A 16,923-nucleotide genomic window follows, 5' to 3' on the forward strand; every position below is an offset into this window, starting at 1 on the left:
TTGATCAGCGGCGTTTGCTGCCGCCGAGCAATGACCCCATCAGGCCGCGCACCAATTGTTTACCCAGCGAGTTCGCTGCCTGGCGCATCGCCGACTTGAGCGCCTGCCCCGCCGCCGTGCCGAGAAATTCTCCGGCCTTGTCCGCCAGACTCGGCTCTTCAGCCGCCGGTTTGCCCGGCGCCGCTTCAGCCTCCGGCGCCAGCCCCTTGCGGCCCATCAGGATTTCATAGGCCGACTCGCGATCAATCGGTTTGTCATAACGGCCCTTGAACGGCGAACCGGCGATCAGCATTGTGCGCTCAGTCTCGGTCAACGGCCCGATCCGCGATTGCGGCGGCGCCACCAGCACCCGCTGCGCCATTTCCGGCGTGCCCTTTTCTTGCAAGGTGCCGACCAGGGCCTCGCCAATCCCGAGTTCGGTGAGCACCGACAATGTGTCGAACGCCGGATTCGGCCGGAAGCCGTCCGCCACCGCCCGCAGGGATTTCTGCTCCTTGGCGGTAAATGCGCGCAGGCCGTGCTGGATCCGCAGCCCCAGTTGCGCCAGCACATCGTCCGGCAGATCGCCCGGCGACTGGGTAACGAAATACACGCCCACACCTTTCGAGCGAATCAGCCGCACCACTTGCTCAAGCCGCTCCTGCAACGCCTTGGGCGTGTCACCGAACAACAAATGCGCCTCATCGAAAAACAGCGCCAGCAACGGTTTGTCGGCATCGCCACGCTCAGGCAATTGCTCGAACAGCTCGGCCAGCAGCCACAGCAGGAAAGTCGCGTAGACCTTCGGCGCCTCATGCACCAGACGACTGGCATCCAGCAAATGGATGCGCCCGCGACCGTCAGCGGTCGGTTGCAGAATATCTTCCAGTTGCAACGCCGGCTCGCCGAACAACGCCTCGGCGCCCTGCTGCTCCAGCGTCGCCAGACGCCGCAACAGCGCCTGGCTGGAGCCGGTGGTGAACAGCGCCGCGTCTTCGCCCAGCAGTTGCGGATTGTCCTTGAGATGATTGAGCAGTGCCTTCAGATCTTTGAGATCCAGCAACAACAGGCCTTCGCGATCCGCCACCTTGAACGCTGCGTACAGCGCCGACTGCTGGCTGTCGGTCAGTTCCAGCAAGGCGCCGATCAGCAGCGGGCCCATTTCACTCAACGTAGTGCGCAGCGGATGACCGGACTGACCGTGGATGTCCCACAAGGTCACGGGATACGCCTGAGGCTTGTGATTGAGCCACGGCATGCCGGCGATGCGCTCGGCGATCTTGCCCTGAGGGTTGCCGGCAGCACCGAGGCCGCACAGGTCGCCCTTGACGTCGGCGGCGAACACCGCGACCCCGGCGTCGCTGAATGCCTCGGCCAGGCGCTGCAAGGTGACGGTCTTGCCGGTACCGGTAGCCCCGGCCACCAGTCCGTGACGGTTGGCCAGGCGCATGGCCTGAGCGATCGGTTGCCCGGCGAGGTCGGCGCCGATTACGAGTTTCAAGGAGTCAGGCATTTGGTCACCCAATGGTTAATCTTTGTCGATCATGGCCGATAGCTAAAGGTGACAGATGCGACTGACATCCGCATCGGAGATTTCCCTAAGGAGAAGCGGAAATACCTGCTTGTACTCATCAAGCCCACCTAGCGAGCATCTATAGAAGCACGCCCTGAATAATAAGACCTTAGCGGAACCCCAAGCCATGAACAAAAATCTGCGTTTCAGCCACAAAATTTTGCTTGCCGCCGCCCTCATCGTCATTGCCGCCTTTGCCTCGTTCACGCTGTACAACGACTGGTTGCAGCGCAATGCGATCCGCGAGGACCTGGACAATTACCTCAACGAGATGGGCGAGGTCACAGCCGACAATATCCAGACCTGGCTCAGCGGGCGCATCCTGCTGATCGAGAACGCTGCCCAGAATATCGCCATCAATCCCGAGCCCGCCGCCGTCGCCAGCCTGCTGGAACAGAAAGCCCTGACCTCAACCTTCATGGCGTCCTACCTCGGCGATGCCACCGGGCACTTCACCATCCGCCCGGACGCGAAGATGCCGGACGGTTTCGATCCGCGTGTTCGCCCTTGGTATAAAGGTGCCGAAAGCAGCAGCACCTCGACCCTGACTGAACCGTACATCGACGCGGCCACCGGCCAGACCATCATTTCCATCGCCACCGCCGCGAAAAAGGCCGGCCAGAGCGTCGGCGTGGTGGGCGGCGACCTGAGCCTGCAAACCCTGATCAACACCCTCAGCGCCCGGGATTTCTCCGGCATGGGCTACGCGTTCCTGGTCAGCGCCGACGGCAAGATCCTGGTGCATCCGGACAAAGCGCTGGTGATGAAGTCCCTGAAGGAAGCCTATCCGCAGGACACCCCGCGCATCAGCAGCGATTTCAGTGAAGTCACCGTCGACGGCAAGACCCGCATCGTCAACTTCACCCCGATCAAGGGTCTGCCGTCGGTGAACTGGTATATCGGCTTGTCGGTGGACAAGGACAAAGCCTTCTCGATGCTCAGCGAATTCCGCACTTCGGCCGTGATCGCGACCGCGATTGCCGTGGCGATCATCATCGCCCTGCTCGGCATGCTGATCCGCATCCTGATCCAGCCGCTGCACGTGATGACCCGCGCCATGGAAGACATTGCGGATGGCGAAGGCGACCTGACCAAACGCCTGACCATCCAGAACCAGGACGAGTTCGGCGTGCTCGGCACGGCGTTCAACCGTTTCGTCGAACGTATCCACGGCTCGATCCGCGAAGTGTCGTCGGCCACCGGCCAGGTCAACGAAGTCGCCCTGCGCGTGGTCGCGGCGTCCAACTCGTCGATGTACAACTCCGACCAGCAAGCCTCGCGCACCAACAGCGTGGCCGCCGCCATCAACCAACTCGGCGCCGCCGCCCAGGAAATCGCCCGCAACGCCGCACAAGCCTCGACCCAGGCCAGCGACGCCCGTGGCCTGGCCGAAGACGGTCAGCAAGTGGTGGAGCGCAGCATCAAGGCGATGAACCAACTGTCGAGCATGCTCAGCGCATCCAGCAGCAATATCGAATCGCTGAACAGCAAGACCGTGAACATCGGCCAGATCCTGGAAGTGATCACCAGCATTTCCCAGCAAACCAACCTGCTGGCGCTCAACGCGGCCATTGAAGCAGCGCGGGCCGGTGAAGCCGGGCGCGGATTTGCGGTGGTGGCGGACGAGGTACGCAACCTCGCCCACCGCACCCAGGAATCGGCGCAACAGGTGCAGACCATGATCGAGGAGCTGCAAGTCGGCGCCCGCGAGTCCGTCAGCACCATGAGCGACAGCCAGCGCCACAGCCAGGACAGCGTAGAGATCGCCAACCTCGCCGGCGAACGTCTGAACAGCGTGACCCAGCGCATCGGTGAAATCGACGGGATGAACCAGTCGGTGGCCACCGCGACCGAGGAACAGACTGCCGTGGTCGAGTCGATCAACGTGGATATCACCGAGATCAACACGCTGAACCAGGAGGGCGTCGAGAACTTGCAGGCGACGTTGCGAGCCTGTTCGGATCTGGAGCAGCAGGCTTCGCGCTTGAAGCAACTGGTGGGCAGCTTCCGCATTTAAAGCCGTTCTCCCGGTCGTCTTCGTCGTTCACAACTGTCCGACGAAGACGACCAACATCCCTCCGAAACCGGCCTTGCACCCCACCGCGAAACCCCGACCGAACATCTATTCTTGATAAAGGTCAACCAAGGGAGATCAACGCGGAGGGACGTTCACCGTGCATATCGCTGACATCACCATGTTCTACGCCCCGGCCAGCGGCGGCGTGCGCACCTATCTGGATGCCAAGCACCGTCGCCTGGGTGTGAAGCCCGGGATCCGCCACAGCCTGCTGATACCCGGCGCGCATTTCGGTGAAGATGATGGCGTCTACACGGTTCCCGCCCCTGCCCTGCCTTTCGGCAAAGGCTATCGGTTCCCCTTGCGCCTGGCCCCTTGGCGAAACGTACTGCAGGATCTGCAACCCGATCTGATCGAAGTCGGCGACCCTTACCTCACCGCCTGGGCCGCGCTCGATGCACGGCGACAACTGGATGTGCCGGTGATCGGTTTCTATCACTCGGACCTGCCATTGTTGGTGGGCAACCGCATGGGCCACTGGGTCACGCCGAATGTCGACGCGTATGTGCGCAAGTTGTACGGCAATTTCGACCGGGTGCTGGCGCCCAGCCAGGTCATGGCCGACAAGCTCAGCGGGCTGGGCGTGCGCAATGTCTTCGTGCAACCGTTGGGCGTTGACCTTCAGACCTTCCACCCCGCTGCCCACGACGCCGCGCTGCGCAGCGAACTGGGGATCGCCGAGGATTCGCGCCTGTTGATCTTCGCCGGTCGGGGCTCCAAGGAGAAAAACCTGCCGGTGCTGCTCGACTGCATGAAGCGCCTGGGCCCGCGTTATCACTTGCTGTTGGTCGGTTCGTCGATGCCGGCGTCCGTCCCGGACAACGTCAGCGTGATCGACCGGTTCTGCCCGGCCGCACAGGTCGCGCGGCTGATGGCCAGTGCCGACGCACTGATCCACGCCGGCGATCAGGAAACCTTCGGCCTGGTGATCCTGGAGGCCATGGCCTGCGGCATTCCGGTGGTGGCGGTGGCGGCCGGGGCGTTCGAGGAAATCGTCAGCGAATCCTGTGGCCTGCTCTGCGCGCCGAACAATGCGCAAGCCATGGCCAATGCCGTGCGTGAGCTGTTCAGTCGCGGGGCTGGAGTACTTGGTCAACAGGCACGCCAGCACGTGGAGCGGCATTACGCCTGGGACACGGTGGTCGACAGCCTGCTGGGCCACTACCACGCCGTACTCGGCGATTCGGTTCCTCGGGTGGCCAATGGCTGAATCTCACGAGCGCCCGACGTTAATGCTGGTGCTGCATGACGTGGCACCCTCCACGTGGGCCGATTATCGAGAATTTGTCGAAGCCGTTGACCGGTTGGGCAACGTCCCGATGACGTGGCTGGTGGTCCCGGATTTCCATCGACACGATGCCCTCGAGGCCCACCCGGAGTTCTGTCGAATGCTCGACGAGCGCGTCGCCCGCGGCGATGAACTGGCGCTGCACGGCCATTTCCATGAAGACACCGAGCCTGGTCCGCGCACGGCACGCGACTGGTTCATGCGCCGGGTCTACACCCATGAAGGCGAGTTTTATCAACTGTCCCGTGAAGCCGCCCTCGCCCGCCTGCGCCTCGGCATCGATCTGTTCCGACGCCATTGCTGGCCGCTACACGGTTTCGTGGCACCGGCCTGGTTGATGAGCGCCGGCACCCGCCAGGCACTGCGCGAATTGCCGCTGCGCTACACCAGTGATCCGCAACATCTTTATCACCTGCCGGATTTCGCCGCAGTCGAGGCCCCGGGACTGGTCTGGAGTGCTCGCAGCGCCTGGCGTCGCGGGATATCGAGGATCGTCAGCGAACAGCGCGAGCAGCGCTGGCGTCAGGCGCCGGTGATTCGTCTAGGCTTGCACCCGGTGGACATGCGCCACCGTTTTTCCCGGGATTACTGGTGGCGCACCCTTGAACGACTGCTGGCGGACGGGCGCATCCCAATGACCAAAATCGACTGGCTGACACGCCAGCGCACGCAAGCCGAGCGTGCCGCTTGAGTCGCGGCATTCTGCTGCTGATCGGCCTGCTGGTGGCCGTGGCGGTTCCTGTCCTGCTTGGCGGCAGCGAGACCTGGGAGCGCCTGCAGGCTTTCCCGCTGAATTGGCTGTTGATCATGTTCGCCATGGTTCTGCTGTGCTGGGGCATCAACACCCTGCGCCTGCGGCTGTTGCTCGGCGATCAGCGTGACCGGGTCACACCGGTCAAAAGCCTTGGGGTGGTGATGGCGGCCGAATTCGCCTGGTGCGCCACGCCCGGCGGCAGCGGAGGGCCGTTGACGATCATGGCGCTGCTGGCCCGCAGCGGCGTGCGCCCGGCCCGGGGCAGTGCAGTGTTTGCGATGGATCAGTTGAGTGATCTGCTGTTCTTCCTCTGCGCCCTCAGCGGGATCCTGATCTACGCGCTGTTCCAGCATCTCAGCGACCGTATGGAATGGCTGCTGAGTGTCAGCGCCGTGTCATTGTCCGGGGGCTTGCTCAGTTGCGTGCTGGTCGCGCGCTATCACCGCCGATTGATTCGCCTCAGCGGGCGCCTGCTGGCCGGGATGAACGTCGAACCCCGCACCCGACGGCGCTGGGCGCGGCAGTTGCTGCACTTTCTGGCCGCGTTCACCGATGCGCTGAAGTTGCCGTGGCAGACATTGATCAAAGTTTTCGTCCTGACCTGCGTGCATTGGTCATTGCGATATAGCGTGCTGTATCTGGCGTTGCGCGGGCTGGGGGCGGATGTGCAGTGGGCCTGGACGTTTCTGATCCAGATGCTTTCGCTGGGGGCGGGGCAATTCAGCCTGCTGCCGGGCGGGGCCGGTGCTGCGGAATTGACCTCGGCGGCGCTGCTGGCGCCGATGGTCGGCAAATCGACCGCGGCGGCGGCGATCCTGATCTGGCGGGTGGTGACGTATTACTTCTATCTGCTGGTCGGTGGCCCGGTGTTTCTACTGATGCTGGGCCGGCCATTGCTGAAAAAGCTGCTGAGCGTCAGACAGGCTTCTTGAGGTCATCCTCTTCGTCCTTGAGTTGTTCCCACAGTTCGGCAGCGCCGGGAAACTCCGTGCCGTCCTCCGGACTGAGGTCATCCGGGTCATAGCGGCTCAGGCAGCCTTCGCCGAGGGTGGCGGGGGCTTTGGACGTGGCTTTGTCCAGTGGATCGCTCATCGGTATGTCCTCAAGGTCCGTGGATCGTTCCCACGCTCTGCGTGGGAACGCAGCCCGGGACGCCCTGCGTCCCAGAGCAGACGCGGAGCGTCTGAAGAGGCATTCCCACGCAGAGCGTGGGAACGATCCTGAATCAGAACACCACGGTCTTGTTGCCGTGCACCAGCACGCGGTCTTCCAGGTGGTAGCGCAGGCCACGAGCCAGCACCATCTTCTCGACGTCACGGCCGAAACGCACCATGTCTTCAATGCTGTCACTGTGGCTGACACGCACCACGTCCTGCTCGATGATCGGGCCGGCATCCAGCTCTTCGGTCACGTAGTGGCAGGTCGCACCGATCAGCTTCACGCCACGCATCGAGGCCTGGTGGTACGGTTTGGCACCGACGAACGACGGCAGGAAGCTGTGGTGAATGTTGATGACCTTGTGCGCGTATTCACGGCACATGTCCGGCGGCAGGATCTGCATGTAACGCGCCAGCACCACGACTTCGGCGTCGTGCTGTTTGACCAGACGCGATACCTCATCAAAGGCCGGTTGCTTGTCCTGCGGATTGACTGGCACGTGGTAATAAGGAATGCCGTGCCACTCGACCATGCTGCGCAGGTCGTCGTGGTTGGAAATCACGCAGGAGATCTCGCAATCGAGTTCATCGCTGTGCCAGCGGTGCAGCAGGTCGGCCAGGCAGTGGGATTCGCGGCTGGCCATCAGCACCACGCGTTTTTTCTGCTCGGTGTCGGTGATGCGCCAGTCCATCGAGAACTCTTCGGCGATCGGTGCAAACTTCTCGCGCAATACCTCGATACCGAAAGGCAGGGAATCGGCACGGATTTCGTGACGCATGAAGAACCAGCCAACCTGATTATCCGAGTGGTGGCTCGCTTCGGTGATCCAGCCATTGTGGGCCGCCAGAAAGTTACTGACTTTGGCAACGATGCCAACGCGGTCCGGGCAAGAAATCACCAACCGAAAAGTGCGCATGAGGGGGAAACTCCAGAACTTCGCAAAGGCCGCCATTCTAGCGACTGCGCGGGAAAACTGCAGTAATGATGACCCTCGGAGGCTTACGGCACCCCGTCGCAGCTTTTTTGACGCTCGCGAACGCCAGAATGATGGCGCTGCAATAGCCATGCTTGAACAGCCCTGTGTGAATATCTGTGAAGACTCCATCACAATATTTAACTGAACATTCAATTCAGGGCTTTTCAACGTAACTAATTCAAATAAAAACCCCGGTTAAATGTTTACTTGATGAAACAGCCTGACTATTATTGCAGCACTGTCCCCTGCCATCGCGCACTCCCACATAAGGTAGTAATCATGTCCTTGATCAACGAATATCGTGCCACCGAAGAAGCTATCAAAGAGCTGCAAGCCCGTTTGAAGAACCTGTCGCAAGACGACAAACTGCAAGCCGAGCTGGAATTCGAAGGCAAACTGCGCACACTGATGGGCGAATATTCCAAATCCCTGCGCGACATCATCGCGCTGCTGGATCCAGAGTCCAAAACCAAGGCACCACGTGGCGGCGCAGCCAAAACTACCGGCACCAAGCGTGCTCGCAAAGTTAAACAATACAAAAACCCGCACAACGGCGAAGTCATCGAAACCAAAGGTGGCAACCACAAAACTCTGAAAGAGTGGAAAGCCAAGTGGGGCGGTGACGTGGTTGAAGGCTGGGCTACCCTGCTGGGCTAAGCCGCAACCCTTGTCGCAAAGCGCTTCTGTGACAAAAAAAAACGCCAGCGAATGCTGGCGTTTTTTTATGCCCGGCATTCAAGCGCCGGACATGTTCGATTTCAAAGATCCAAACGTTTGCGCAATGCCTGGACATAGTTCTGCCATTCAACCAACACCTCGGCCTGCATCGGCGTAGCACTAAGCAGCCATTGCTCCATGGCCTCGGCAAAAGATTTCAAGGTATTAGGCGCGCCCCACTCCGGCGCGGACAAGCGCTGCCGGCAAAAGATTCTCCAGCGCTCTTGCTCTTCGAAATTCAACGTATCGGGAAAGTTACGTGCTCGATATCGAAACAACAATTCAGGCAAACGTTCGTCATCGAACGGCCATTGCTCTCGCGCCAATTGGCCAGGATCGGTCGCCCTCACTTGCTCACATAAACGACGATCACGATCACCGATAAATCCGTCGTACAACTGTTGTTCGGGATCTTCACTCGAGGTGAAATCTTCGCTGGCATAAATCGCCGAGACTTTATCTTTCCAAACTTGTTGTGCGTCACTTAGTCGCAAGGCGCGCGCCTGATACAAGGCCATGTCCAGACCCAAGCGCTGCTGATCGTCAGCACGCAACACCGACAATGGCGCCACCACCGGGCACTTGTTGATGTGAATAAGCTTGAGCGGCACCGGCAACTCGTCTTCGGTCAATTCGTCACGCCGGGTATACAGGCGCTGACGCAATGTTTCGGCATCCAGGTCGAGCAGCCCCTGCGGGTCCAGGTGCAGATCACACACGATCAGCGCGTTCTTGTTGCGCGGATGCCAGGCCAGCGGCAGCACCACGCCGACATAACTGCGCGCAGCCGAGAAGCGACCGGAAATGTGCACCATCGGCTGCAACAGACGAATCTGGTCCATCACCTTCTGTTTGCTGCGCAGCTGGAACAGCCAGTCATACAGCTTCGGCTGTTTCTCGCGGATCAATCGGGCCAGGGCAATGGTGGCCCGCACGTCCGACAAGGCTTCGTGCGCGTTGCCGTGATCAATGCCATTGGCAGCGGTCAGGCGTTCGAGCTTGAGCGTCACCCGGCCTTCATCATCGGTCGGCCAGACCAGACCATCGGGGCGCAATGCGTAGGCGGCGCGCACTACATCAATCAGATCCCAGCGACTGTTGCCGCCCTGCCACTCACGGGCATAGGGATCGAAAAAATTGCGGTACAGGCTGTAGCGGGTCATCTCGTCGTCGAAGCGCAAGGTGTTGTATCCCGCGCCGCAGGTGCCGGGGGCGGCGAGCTGAGAATGAACCCGGGTCATGAAGTCGGCTTCGCTCAAGCCTTGTTCGGCGAGACGACTCGGCGTGATGCCGGTGATTGCGCACGCCGCCGGGTGCGGCAGGATGTCTTCGCTGGGCTGGCAGTAGAGATTGACCGGCGCGTCGATTTCGTTGAGTTCGTGGTCGGTGCGGATCCCGGCCACCTGCAACGGACGGTCGCATCGGGGGTTGATGCCGGTGGTTTCGTAGTCGTACCAGAAGATGGAAGTCACGGGCGGTTCCTGAACTGAAGATCGGCAAAGTCTAGGCGTTCAAGCGCCGTCGCGGCCAGCGCCGCATCATTCGGTCACCTTTGGTTGAAGGATGTGTATGACATAGTTATGTCGTTTCCCCCCGAGAGACTGCTAGCATCGGACGCACTTGCATCCCGATCCGGCAACATCAGGTAGCCCATGCTCGAGACCACAGCACCGCCAAGGAAAGCACCGCTGGCCCCGCCACTGGACACGCGGCACCAGGTCGAAACGCCGGAAGGCATCGACCTGCCGCTGCGTCCCGCCGGCCTGATGGTGCGCGCCGTGGCGTTCACCATCGATCTGGGGTTGCGCGGGCTGCTTCTGGGCCTGCTGCTCATGGTGCTGGCGCTGTTCGGCAAGCTCGGCATCGGCCTGGGCTCACTGTTGCTGTTCGTGGTGAGCTGGTGGTACATGGTGCTGTTCGAAGTACTGCGTCAGGGTCGCTCGCCGGGGAAACAATGGATGGGCCTGCGGGTGGTGCACGACGATGGCACGCCGGTCGGCTGGTCGGCCTCCCTGTTGCGCAACCTGCTGCGCTTTGTCGACCTGATGCCGTTCGGCTATTTCCTCGGTGCGATCAGTTGCCTGCAACACCCGACCTTCAAACGCCTCGGCGACATCGCGGCCGGCACGCTGGTGATCTACAGCGAACGCCCGCTCAAGCGCCCGCAATTACTCGATGCCGAACCCCGTCGTTCGCCGATCCCGCTGACCCAGACTGAACAACGTGCCCTGCTCGCTTTCGCCGAGCGCCAGGGCGAGCTTTCGACGGCACGGGTCAATGAACTCGCTGCACTGCTCGCTCAACCACTGCACATCAGCGCGCCGAAAGCCGTCGGTGAGCTCAACGGCATCGCTCGCGGCCTGTTGGGGCCGACATGAAGCAAAGCCTTTTCGAATCCCGCCACAAGGCCGAATGGGAGCGTTTCACGCTGGCTCTCGAACGCCTGGAACGCGGCAAGGGCACCTCGCAGGTGGCGGAATTTCCCAAGGCTTACCGGCGCCTCTGCCAGCATCTGGCCCTGGCGCAGGAGCGCGGCTACAGCAGTTTTCTGGTCGACTCCCTGCAACAGCAAGTGCTGCGCGGTCATCAACAGCTTTACCGGCATCGCAGCCGGATCGGCGCGAACGTGCCGGGTTTCATCCTGGCCGGTTTTCCACAACTGGTGCGCGCCGAATGGCGCTTCGTGCTGGCCGCCGCTCTGCTGTTCTTCGGCAGCCTGATCGGTTTCGGGGTGCTGGTGTATCTGAGTCCCGAATTGATCTACAGCCTGATCCCGGCCGAGCAGGTCCGCGAGATGCAAAGCATGTACGACCCGGTCGCCGGCCACCTCGGGCGTTCGGCCGAACGCGCGGCGAGCGAAGACTGGGTGATGTTCGGCTACTACATCATGCACAACATCGGCATTGCCTTTCAGACCTTCGCCAGTGGTTTGCTGCTGGGAGTGGGCAGCGCGTTTTTCCTGTTCTACAACGGCCTGATCATCGGCGCGGTGGCCGGGCACCTGAGTGAAATCGGCTTCGGCCAGACCTTCTGGTCATTCGTGATCGGGCACGGGGCATTTGAGCTCAGTGCGATTGTTCTGGCCGGTGCGGGGGGGCTGAAACTGGGCTGGGCGTTGATTGCGCCGGGACGCCTTACACGAATCGAGGCGCTGCAGATTGCGGCGCGCCGGAGCATCCTGCTGATCTGTGGCGTGATGCTGTTCCTGTTGATCGCCGCGTTAATCGAAGCCTACTGGTCGTCGCGCACCGGGGTTTCGCCGCAGACCAAATACCTGGTCGGCGCCGGGCTCTGGCTCTGCGTGGCGCTCTATCTGCTGTTCGCCGGAAGGACCCGCCATGCGCCTGAGTGACGCAACCGTGGCAATCCGTCCGCGCACCACCTGGGAAGCCATGGACCTGGGCGTGCTCATGAGCCAGCAGCACCGGCGCCTGCTGATGACCAGTTGGGCCCTCGTCACCCTGCCGCTGTTCGCAATACTCAGCCTGTTGTTGTGGGATTCACCGTCACTCGCCGTGTTCATCTTCTGGTGGCTGAAACCGGCCTACGAACGCTTGCCGCTGTACATCCTGTCCAAGGCGCTGTTCGGCGAAACACCCACCTTGAAACAGGCCTTGCGCCAATGGCCGCGCCTGCTCAAGCCGCAACTCATCGCCAGCCTGACCTGGCGCCGGTTCAGCCTGAGCCGCAGCTTCCTGCTGCCGGTGCTGCAACTCGAAGGCCTCGACGGCACGGCGCGCCAGCAGCGTTTGCAAGTACTGTTGCAACGCAATGCCGGCGCCGCGCAGTGGCTGACGATCATCGGCGTGCATCTGGAAACGGCGCTGTGGATCGGCCTGATGGTGTTGTTCTACCTGCTTCTGCCGCAACAGGTCGAAACCGATTGGGACTGGCAAAGCCTGATCTTCGCAGCCGACCACGAATGGCGCTGGCTGGAGCATCTGACCAATGCGTTCTATGCGCTGATCCTGGTGATCTGGGAACCGGTGTATGTCGCCTGCGGGTTCAGCCTGTATCTGAACCGCCGCACCGTCCTCGAAGCCTGGGACATCGAACTGGTGTTCCGCCGCTTGCGCCAGCGTTTGAACAGCAGCGCAATCGGCTTGCTGCTGGTGATGTGTCTGCTGTTGCCGGGGTTGCCCTCAGCCTGGGCTGCCGAACCTGCCACTGCGCCTGATGCACCGCGTCTGTTGAATCAGCCGCTGACCAGCGAGGCATCACGCGACAGCATCAAGGCCTTGCTCGAACAACCGCCGTTCAAGAACAAGGAAACCGTCACCCGTTATCGCTTCGGCGAAGATCCCGCTGCCGCCGAAAAAGCCAGGGAAAGTGAAGCACCGCAATGGTTGAAAACACTGCTCGACTGGCTGGACGGCCGACACCTCGACGGCCTGGCCAAGGCGATTGAAGTCGTGCTGTGGGGCGCAGTGATCGCAGGACTCGGCTGGCTGCTCTGGCGCTATCGGGACTTTCTGCAAACCTTCGTCGGCCGCCGTCCGCGCTTGCCCAAACAGACCAAAAGGCCCTTGCCACAACAAGCCTTCGGTCTGGATCTGCAAAAGGAAAGCCTGCCGGATGACATCGCCAGCCACGCGGAACAGCTCTGGCAAACCGAGCCGCGTGCGGCATTGGGGCTTTTGTACCGGGCACTGCTCTGTCATCTGCTGCACGATTTCAACCTGAACCTGAAACCCGCCGATACCGAAAACGAAGTGCTGGCCCGGATCGAGCAGTTGCAACGTCCGGATCTGCTCACTTATAGCCGTCACCTCACCGGCCATTGGCAGAACATGGCCTACGGGCACCGCGTACCGGCGGCACATCTGCAACAGGAATTGTGTGATGGCTGGCGCTCCCTGTTCGGCCACGGAGCCGCCCGTTGAACCGGCGCGCGCTCTGGCTTCTGGGCGGTGCGCTGATCGTCGCCCTGCTCGCTGCGCTGGGCATTTATCTGTACCTCAAGGCCACGCCTTACCAGGCCGAGGTCGATCACGGCCCGTCTCCCGCCGCGCAAGCCAACCCTTATCTGGCGGCTGAGATGTTTCTGCGCAAGCGCGGGATCGACGTCAGCCATGCCGAAAGCCTTGCCGTGCTACCTGAAATCGATCCGCGCCAGCACACTTTGCTGATGTTCAACGACCGCTCGAAAATGACTCCGCGTCAGGTTGACCAGGTATTGAACTGGGCCCGGGCCGGCGGAAGGCTGGTGTTCGTCGCCGAATCGATCTGGGATGAAAAGACCGGCCAGAGCAACGACCTGCTGCTCGACCGCGTGCAACTGCGTCAATCCTTCAGCAAGGATCTCAAGGATCCGCCGCCGGATGCCGCCGAAGACCCGTTCCCGAATCTGACCAAACTCTATCTGGAAGACGAAGACGCACCCGCCTACGCCGGATTCGACACCGCGTTCCACCTCGACGACCCGAAAAACCTCGCCCAGGCCTGGGCCAACAGCGCGAAAGCCACGCACATGATGCAACTGGCTTTCGGCCTCGGCACGATCACCGTGGTCACCGATGCCGATCTGTGGAAAACCCCGGCGATTGCGCAGCACGACAATGCCTGGCTGCTCTGGTACCTCAGCGCCGACACCGCCGTGACCTTGTTGTACAACACCGAACACGACGGTCTGCCGACCTTGCTCTGGCGCTATTTCCCGCAGGCCATCGTCGCCTTGCTGGCGTTGATCGGCCTGTGGCTGTGGCATGTCGGCGTGCGTCACGGCCCGGTGCAGGCGACCGCCCCCAGCGGTCGTCGGCAGTTGATGGAACACCTGCGCGCCAGTGCCGGTTTCGTCCTGCGTCACAACGGCCAGCAGACCTTGCTGCAAGCGTTGCAGCAGGACGTCCTGCGCCGTGCCCGTCACCGTCATCCCGGTTTCGACCAACTGAATGTCGCCGAACAATGGCTGGTGCTGTCGCGCCTGACCCGCCAACCAACCCGTGCCATCAGCCAGGCCCTGAGCCCGGCACCGAAGCGGCGCATGTCCAGCGCCGAATTCTGCCGTCAGGTCGCCCACCTGCAAGCCTTGAGGAACACGCTATGACCGAACACATCGAACCCGGCTCACCCAGCCACGTGGCTCAGCAACGCCAGCGCGCCAGCCAGTTGGCCCAGGCGGTGCGCGGCGAATTGCAGAAGGCGCTGATCGGCCAGAACCCGGTGATCGACGATGTGCTGACCGCGCTGATCGCCGGCGGCCATGTGCTGCTCGAAGGCGTTCCCGGCCTCGGCAAAACCTTGTTGGTACGCGCCCTGGCGAAGTGCTTCGGCGGCGAGTTCGCGCGCATTCAGTTCACCCCGGACCTGATGCCCAGCGACGTCACCGGCCACGCTGTCTACGACCTGCAGACCGAACAATTCAAACTGCGCAAAGGTCCGCTGTTCACCCACCTGTTGCTGGCCGATGAGATCAACCGCGCCCCGGCCAAGACGCAAGCCGCCCTGCTCGAAGCGATGCAGGAACGTCAGGTCACTCTCGAAGGCCGGGCCCTGCCGATTGCTCAACCGTTCATGGTGCTCGCCACGCAGAACCCGATCGAACAGGAAGGCACCTATCCCCTGCCGGAAGCCGAGCTTGACCGTTTCATGATCAAGGTGCGCATGGATTACCCCGACGCCGACCAGGAGCTGGACATGGTGCGTCAGGTCAGCCGCTCGACCCGCGCCGACATGCTCGATGTGCAACCGCTGCGCACCGTGTTGCAGGCCAAGGACGTGCAAGCCCTGCAACGCATCGCCAGCGATCTGCCGCTGGACGATCAGGTGCTCGATTACGCCGTGCGTCTGGCGCGCAGCACCCGCACCTGGCCGGGACTGAGCCTCGGCGCCGGACCGCGCGCCTCTATTGCACTGGTGCGTTGCGCCCGCGCCAGGGCCCTGTTGCGCGGCGGTGAATTCGTGATTCCCGACGACATCAAGGGTTGCGCACTGGCGGTGTTGCGCCATCGTGTACGCCTTGCACCGGAGCTGGACATCGAAGGGCTGCAAGTCGATCAAGTCCTTCAGCAATTGCTCGACCAGATCCCGGCGCCGCGCCTGTGAAACCCTCGCGCCTGCTGTTGATCTGGCTGGCGATCCTGCTGGCCATCGGCATTGTGCTGGGCGCGTTGCAGGCGCTGGACGTCGAGGTGCCTGCGAGCCTGCTGTCGATCAACTGGGGATTGTTGCTGGCGCTGTTTGCACTGAGCCTGCTGGACGCACTGCGCCTCAGGCGCCTGCCATCGCCTCGGGTACACCGACAAATGCCCGGCAGCCTGGCCCTCGGTCGTTGGAGCGAAGTGCGGCTGGAGGTCGAACACGACTTCCCGCAACCACTGGAGATTCAAATCTTCGATCACATCCCCGATGGCCTGGACTTTGAAAACCTGCCACTCGCCACCGAGCTGCAACCCGGCCAGCGCAGCCTGATCGGCTATCGCCTGCGCCCGCTCAAGCGCGGCCACTTCAGCTTCGAAACCTGCGAGCTCAACCTGCCGAGCCCCTTCGGCCTGTGGTTCGGCAAACGCCTGCTGAACATCACCGACCAGACCCGCGTCTACCCCGACTTCGCCCGCCTCTACGGCGGCCAACTGCTGGCGGTCGACAACTGGCTGAGCCGGCTCGGCGTGCGCCAGCGCCAACGCCGTGGCCAGGGAATGGAATTTCACCAACTACGAGAATTTCGCGAAGGCGACAGCCTGCGCCAGATCGACTGGAAAGCCACCGCCCGCCATCGCACACCGATTGCCCGGGAGTACGAAGACGAGCGGGATCAACAGATTGTTTTCATGCTCGATTGCGGGCGGCAGATGCGCAGTCAGGATGGGGAGCTGTCGCATTTCGATCATGCGTTGAATGCATGTTTGCTGCTGAGTCATGTGGCGTTGCGGCAGGGGGATGCGGTGGGATTCATGACCTTTGCCAGTAATCAGCCGCGGTTTATTGCACCGGTCAAAGGTGCGGGGCAGCTCAAGGTGTTGCTCAACGGTGTTTACGATCTGGATAGCACGCGGCGTTCGGCGGATTATCCGGCGGCGGTGAATCAGTTGCTGGCGAGGCAGAAGCGGCGGGCGCTGGTGGTGTTGGTAACCAATGTGCGGGATAAGGATGATGAAGAACTGCTGAGTGCCGTCAGACAGCTTAGCCAACAGCATCGAGTACTCGTTGCCAGCCTGCGAGAGAGCACACTTGAAGACGCACGGCATGCGCAGGTGCAAACGATCGGGCAAGCGCTTGAATACTGCGCGACTGTGGATTACCTGAATGACCGGGCAGAACTTCATGAGCAGTTGAGCGCCCATGGACTACAAGTTCTGGATGTCGAGCCCGACAAGCTGGGTACAGAGATGCTGACCCGGTACTTGAGCTGGAAAAGAGCCGGGGAATTTTAATGCCCCGGCTCGATGGCGGCGTTTTGTGC

Annotated in this window: 15 protein-coding genes and 1 pseudogene; 12 read left to right on the forward strand and 4 right to left on the reverse strand. The window is 61.8% G+C overall.

Going from position 1 to position 16,923, the window contains the following annotated elements; genetic code table 11:
- Positions 1–4: 4 nt before the first annotated feature.
- The gene (locus AWU82_RS02585) at positions 5–1,492 is read right to left on the reverse strand and encodes a helicase HerA-like domain-containing protein (protein ID WP_064384160.1); all 1,488 of its coding nucleotides are present in this window, start codon (positions 1,490–1,492) and stop codon (positions 5–7) included.
- A 331-nt stretch (positions 1,493–1,823) separates the two neighbouring features.
- Between AWU82_RS02585 and AWU82_RS29475 the strand changes: the two are divergent.
- The 5 genes and pseudogenes from AWU82_RS29475 to gpgF all read left to right on the forward strand — a co-directional run.
- A pseudogene (locus AWU82_RS29475) lies at positions 1,824–2,663 on the forward strand (cache domain-containing protein); the annotation flags it as partial.
- Between the two features lie 141 nt (positions 2,664–2,804).
- The gene (locus AWU82_RS29480; RefSeq protein ID WP_371915539.1) at positions 2,805–3,569 is read left to right on the forward strand and encodes a methyl-accepting chemotaxis protein; all 765 of its coding nucleotides are present in this window, start codon (positions 2,805–2,807) and stop codon (positions 3,567–3,569) included.
- Between the two features lie 157 nt (positions 3,570–3,726).
- Positions 3,727–4,839 (forward strand): N-acetylglucosaminyl phosphatidylglycerol synthase, encoded by a 1,113-nt coding sequence (gpgS, locus tag AWU82_RS02595; RefSeq protein ID WP_064383766.1) that lies wholly within the window; start codon positions 3,727–3,729, stop codon positions 4,837–4,839.
- Positions 4,832–5,608 carry an N-acetylglucosaminyl phosphatidylglycerol deacetylase gene (gene gpgD / locus AWU82_RS02600; RefSeq protein WP_064383767.1) on the forward strand — a complete coding sequence of 259 codons (777 nt, stop codon included), beginning with the start codon at positions 4,832–4,834 and terminating at the stop codon, positions 5,606–5,608. Before gpgS ends, gpgD begins: the two co-directional genes overlap by 8 nt.
- Positions 5,605–6,603 carry a glucosaminyl phosphatidylglycerol flippase gene (gene gpgF, locus AWU82_RS02605; protein ID WP_064383768.1) on the forward strand — a complete coding sequence of 333 codons (999 nt, stop codon included), beginning with the start codon at positions 5,605–5,607 and terminating at the stop codon, positions 6,601–6,603. The genes gpgD and gpgF overlap by 4 nt, the downstream gene beginning before the upstream one ends.
- Here the strand turns inward: gpgF and AWU82_RS02610 are convergent.
- Both AWU82_RS02610 and purU read right to left on the reverse strand, forming a co-directional pair.
- Positions 6,587–6,763 carry a hypothetical protein gene (locus AWU82_RS02610; RefSeq protein ID WP_007951232.1) on the reverse strand — a complete coding sequence of 59 codons (177 nt, stop codon included), beginning with the start codon at positions 6,761–6,763 and terminating at the stop codon, positions 6,587–6,589. The two genes, gpgF and AWU82_RS02610, sit on opposite strands and share 17 nt — an antisense overlap.
- A 133-nt stretch (positions 6,764–6,896) precedes the next feature.
- Positions 6,897–7,745: a formyltetrahydrofolate deformylase gene (gene purU / locus AWU82_RS02615; RefSeq protein WP_011335666.1), complete on the reverse strand. Its 849-nt coding sequence runs from the start codon at positions 7,743–7,745 to the stop codon at positions 6,897–6,899.
- A gap of 339 nt (positions 7,746–8,084) precedes the next feature.
- Here purU and mvaT point away from each other — a divergent pair, with 339 nt between their 5' ends.
- Positions 8,085–8,462 (forward strand): histone-like nucleoid-structuring protein MvaT, encoded by a 378-nt coding sequence (gene mvaT, locus AWU82_RS02620; protein WP_007951234.1) that lies wholly within the window; start codon positions 8,085–8,087, stop codon positions 8,460–8,462.
- A 101-nt stretch (positions 8,463–8,563) separates the two neighbouring features.
- Here mvaT and sbcB read toward each other — a convergent pair whose 3' ends face one another.
- Positions 8,564–9,994, reverse strand: a complete 1,431-nt coding sequence (gene sbcB / locus AWU82_RS02625; protein WP_064383769.1) for an exodeoxyribonuclease I — start codon at positions 9,992–9,994, stop codon at positions 8,564–8,566.
- A 180-nt stretch (positions 9,995–10,174) separates the two neighbouring features.
- Between sbcB and AWU82_RS02630 the strand changes: the two genes are divergently transcribed.
- The 6 genes from AWU82_RS02630 to AWU82_RS02655 are packed head-to-tail and all read left to right on the forward strand — an operon-like array spanning position 10,175 to position 16,894.
- A complete protein-coding gene (locus tag AWU82_RS02630; protein WP_064383770.1) occupies positions 10,175–10,900 on the forward strand; it encodes an RDD family protein in 726 nt (241 codons plus the stop codon).
- Positions 10,897–11,874, forward strand: a complete 978-nt coding sequence (locus AWU82_RS02635) for a stage II sporulation protein M (RefSeq protein ID WP_064383771.1) — start codon at positions 10,897–10,899, stop codon at positions 11,872–11,874. Before AWU82_RS02630 ends, AWU82_RS02635 begins: the two co-directional genes overlap by 4 nt.
- Complete coding sequence (locus AWU82_RS02640) at positions 11,861–13,405, forward strand: DUF4129 domain-containing protein (protein WP_064383772.1); 1,545 nt, start codon at positions 11,861–11,863, stop codon at positions 13,403–13,405. The genes AWU82_RS02635 and AWU82_RS02640 overlap by 14 nt, the downstream gene beginning before the upstream one ends.
- The gene (locus tag AWU82_RS02645) at positions 13,402–14,568 is read left to right on the forward strand and encodes a DUF4350 domain-containing protein (RefSeq protein WP_064383773.1); all 1,167 of its coding nucleotides are present in this window, start codon (positions 13,402–13,404) and stop codon (positions 14,566–14,568) included. The genes AWU82_RS02640 and AWU82_RS02645 overlap by 4 nt, the downstream gene beginning before the upstream one ends.
- Positions 14,565–15,566, forward strand: a complete 1,002-nt coding sequence (locus tag AWU82_RS02650; RefSeq protein WP_064383774.1) for an AAA family ATPase — start codon at positions 14,565–14,567, stop codon at positions 15,564–15,566. Before AWU82_RS02645 ends, AWU82_RS02650 begins: the two co-directional genes overlap by 4 nt.
- A complete protein-coding gene (locus AWU82_RS02655; RefSeq protein WP_064383775.1) occupies positions 15,563–16,894 on the forward strand; it encodes a DUF58 domain-containing protein in 1,332 nt (443 codons plus the stop codon). Before AWU82_RS02650 ends, AWU82_RS02655 begins: the two co-directional genes overlap by 4 nt.
- Positions 16,895–16,923: the final 29 nt, after the last annotated feature.

The sequence above is a fragment of the Pseudomonas glycinae genome, assembly GCF_001594225.2.
In the GTDB taxonomy this organism is placed as follows: Bacteria; Pseudomonadota; Gammaproteobacteria; order Pseudomonadales; family Pseudomonadaceae; genus Aquipseudomonas; species Aquipseudomonas glycinae.